5 protein-coding genes and 1 tRNA gene are annotated in these 3,834 nt (G+C 32.2%); all 6 read left to right on the top strand.

Features of this window, described 5'->3' with window-relative positions:
- The first annotated feature begins 158 nt into the window (after positions 1-158).
- A tRNA-Asn gene (locus AA81_RS03460) sits at positions 159-233 on the top strand.
- A gap of 206 nt (positions 234-439) precedes the next feature.
- The gene (locus tag AA81_RS03455) at positions 440-1,129 is read left to right on the top strand and encodes a DUF2238 domain-containing protein (RefSeq protein ID WP_245863421.1); all 690 of its coding nucleotides are present in this window, start codon (positions 440-442) and stop codon (positions 1,127-1,129) included.
- A gap of 32 nt (positions 1,130-1,161) precedes the next feature.
- Positions 1,162-1,647, top strand: a complete 486-nt coding sequence (sixA, locus tag AA81_RS03450) for a phosphohistidine phosphatase SixA (RefSeq protein WP_103898205.1) — start codon at positions 1,162-1,164, stop codon at positions 1,645-1,647.
- Positions 1,614-2,492, top strand: coding sequence for a CHAD domain-containing protein (locus AA81_RS03445; protein WP_103078361.1), 879 nt, complete (start codon positions 1,614-1,616; stop codon positions 2,490-2,492). Before sixA ends, AA81_RS03445 begins: the two co-directional genes overlap by 34 nt.
- Positions 2,493-2,522: 30 nt before the next feature.
- A complete protein-coding gene (locus tag AA81_RS03440) occupies positions 2,523-3,464 on the top strand; it encodes an ROK family protein (protein WP_103898204.1) in 942 nt (313 codons plus the stop codon).
- 2 nt (positions 3,465-3,466) lie between these two features.
- Positions 3,467-3,834 (top strand): Ppx/GppA phosphatase family protein (locus AA81_RS03435; protein WP_211292644.1); only part of this gene is annotated, 368 nt, incomplete at its 3' end.

The following is a 3,834-nucleotide window of genomic DNA, read 5'->3' as shown; positions in this document are numbered from 1 at the left end:
TCCAAAGAATAAAGATAAAGCTGTATCCACATCTATCCGATAAGATAAAAGGTTTGTTACCCTTGGTGAAGTAGCCCCCGTAGATAAAAATAAAAATGTTGACAAAACACCATTTTGATGATATAATCATTTTTGGATTTTGAAAGTTTTTAATTTTTTCCGGGTTAGCTCAACGGTAGAGCGGGTGGCTGTTAACCACTAGGTTGGGGGTTCGAATCCCTCACCCGGAGCCACCATAGTCGTATCATCCCCTCATGGCAGCGAATTAGTTCGCTGCTTTTTTTGTTTTTGTATCTAAATGGTATAATTGAAATGAATTATAGAATATGTAAAAAACTCAAATGAGGTGATACCAATTACACCCAAATTTTCGAAAACATTGAAAAAAGCAAAAATAGAATTTGACAAAATCCATCATTTTTTAGTAAGAGATCCTTTAGTGAAAGAAACCATGTTTACTTCAAGTTCAACGGTTTATTCTGTTTTAAGAACTATTAACTTGTTTTTTTCTTTTGTTGTATTTATCCCTATTATAGGAAGCATTTGGGATTTTAACTTACCGCATTTTTTAGGATACCTCTTAAGTGCCTTTGGAGTTTATTTAACTTGGATTTTTGAATGGGTGACAAAGTCTACGATTCTTGAAGAAATACGTACAGTAACAATAATTCAAATTTCTTTACATAGTGTATTTGGTATGTGGTATCAATTTTACGATTATTTTGAAATTTACGATTTTATTCTTCATTTTACAGGAGGTATTTGGCTTTCATTTCTTATATATCCGTTGGTGATGGGTTCTGAACTAATCTGGACTAAGATGAAAATGCCTTTTTTCTTTTTAAAAATATTTGTTGTTACCCTCTCTATTGTTATGACATTGGGCGTGTTTTGGGAAGTAGGAGAGTTTACTTCGGATCTAATCTTTAGAGATTATCCTGGATACAGATTAGCTCAAGAAGATAGTCTTTTTGATACAATGACGGATTTTATTGGAAACTTTATAGGAAGTTTAACGGGAATATATATTTTTTGGAACACTCTGAAAAGATTGAACAAAACTCGTGATATGAATTCCCTGCTAGAAAGAATCGGATCAGCTTTAAGAGATTATGTGAATTCTTTTTAAAAACGTTCATAGAAGGAGGAATGTTTTAACATATGAAAAACCTAATATTAGTTAGGCACGCCAAAGCAGAAAAAAGATCTCCGGAAATTGATGATTTTGAAAGAAAGTTGACAAAAGTTGGTAAAAACGATTCTAGAGAAGTTGCAGAATATGTGGCTAAAATTTTAAATAAGGTTGATCTTTTGATTACCTCTCCTGCTTTAAGAGCGAAAGAAACCGCAGAAATCTTTGCAAAGTCTTTTAAATCAAAGCCAAAGGTAATAGAAGAAGAATTACTGTATGCTGGAGAAGTAGAAGAGATAATTGAAAAAATCTCAAATATTACGAAAGGGTATAACAATGTAATGATATTTGGACACAATCCAACTTTTGATGAACTTGCAAAAAGATTAACTGGTGATGATTTGCATTTGAGAAAGGCGGGAGTAATTTGTATTGAAGGAGAATCATTCGATGATATTTTATCTGGAAAAGGAAAATTAAAATGGATGGTAGATCCGAAGTCACTAAGCTCTTAAACGATATTTCAGCCAATCCATGGATATTTTTAAAAGAGTACATCGAATATTTTGAAAAAATGAAAAAGCGTCTCCTAAAAAACATTTCTTATGTTTTTGATGAAAAGGGAGAAGATAGTGTTCACGACATGAGAACATCGTGTAGAAGGATAGAAGCAAGTATAGATTTTTTGGAAGGATTTTCAAAACGCGAAAGCTCTAAGAAAGCTAAGAAAAAAGTAAATAAGATATTAAAAAAAAGCAATAAACCAAGAGATTATCAAGTTCACTTAGAATTTCTTATGAAAATTGAAGAGCAAAATAATGAAATAATAGATTATTTCAAGAAAAGATACAGTAAAGAGAAAGAGAAGTTGAAAAGTTATTTAAGTTCTTTAAAAACCTCGGAGTTAGATCATCTACTAGAAAGTTGTTTGAGTTTCTTGGTGTTTGATTTTGTACAAAATTTTCAGATAAATGATCCTTATTTTGATAATCTTTATAAAAAAGAATTTAAAGAAGTTTATGAAGACTTTAAAAATACCGATAGAAGTGACGATAAAAAACTGCATAAAATAAGGATAAAGGTTAAAGACTTGCGTTATAAAACAGAGATATTGGGAGCATCGAAGGGTGAAACTTTACCTGAAGAAGACATGTTTAAGCAGATTCAAGATATTTTGGGGACTCATCATGATTTGATTATTTTAAAGAAAAAGTTGGTAAAAAAATTTCAAGAAGATAATATTAAAGCTTTATTAAAAGAAATTGATAAAGAAATAAACCTATTACAAGGGAAGATAGATGTTGGGGTGAGTGAGATTTTTGAAAAGTTATACGACAATATTTGTAGCGAAAAGGCTTAAATTTAAATCCTATAAATAGGGGTGAAAAAAATGAGCAATTGGATAGGGGTAGATATAGGGGGAACCAAAATACTTGGCGCCTTATTTGATGAGAAAGGTAACAAATTGAAGTCAGAGAAAAAGAGTTCCAAAAGTTCAAAAGGCAAAGAAAAAGTTGTCGAACAATTGAAGAAAGTTTTGGATTCTTTACTGAAGGAGAATAAAGATGTAAAAGGGATAGGAATAGGTGTACCAGGAGTTATAAAAGATGGAAAAATTACCTTTACTCCTAACATGCCTTTGAATGAATTTAATTTAGTAGATTTTGTTGAGAAAGAATACAATATCAAAACTATTATAGAAAACGATGCTAATGCGAGTATGTATGGGGAATGGAAGTTTGGTGCCGCTAAAGGAGTAAAAAACGCCGTAGGTTATTTTGTGGGAACAGGAATAGGTGGCGGTTTAATATTGAATGAATCATTATATAAAGGTTCGTTCAATTTCGCTGCTGAGATTGGGCACATGAATGTGTACCCTGAAGGCCCTCTTTGTGGTTGTAATCTTCGTGGTTGTTTGGAAAGTTTGTCTTCTAAAATAGCTATCCAAAGAGAAATAGTTAGAAAAAAAGAGAGAGGCGAGAAAACCTTAATAAAAAGCAGTGATTTGAAAGGCATAGTGAAAAGTTCTACTTTGAAAGCTGCTTATGATCAAGGGGACGATCTTGTTAGAGGGATATTGAATGATGCCGCAAGATATATAGGAATAAATGCTGGTTCCATTATTAATTTACTAAATCCTGAAGTTATAGTTTTAGGAGGGGGAGTAATGGAGGCATTAGGGGAACAATTGATGCCTATAGTAGTTGAAACAGCCAAGCAGTACTCTATACCTCATATCTTTGAGTGTTGTGAGTTTAAATTATCTCAATTGCTGGATGATGCATGTTTGTATGGGGCTTTTTCACTTGTTAAAGAAAAAGTAGGTGTATAACAATGGTAGCAGGTGTTATAAACATAGGAACAGAAAATATATCTTTTGATATTGCTCAGAACGATCAAGATGATATCGATATAATAGAAAGTTTGGATTATCCCTTATTCTTAGGAAGAGATACCTTTACAACAGGAAGGATATCTTTTGAAAAAGTAGAGATCCTAAGTCAAAAACTTTTAGGATTCAAAAGGGTTGCAGAGGAATATGGAGCTAATAAATTGAAAGTAGTAGGTACCACCGCTTTGAGAGAAGCAGAAAATTTAGATTTTATTTTGGATCAGATCGAAACAAGAACAGGTTTTACTATCGACGTTTTAGATGATTACGAAGAGAAATCACATATCTACATGGAATTGATAAGGAACTT

The sequence above is a fragment of the Petrotoga halophila DSM 16923 genome, assembly GCF_002924615.1.
The sequence above is the reverse complement of the archived record's forward strand: the minus strand, read 5'-3'. Positions and strand labels throughout refer to the sequence as shown.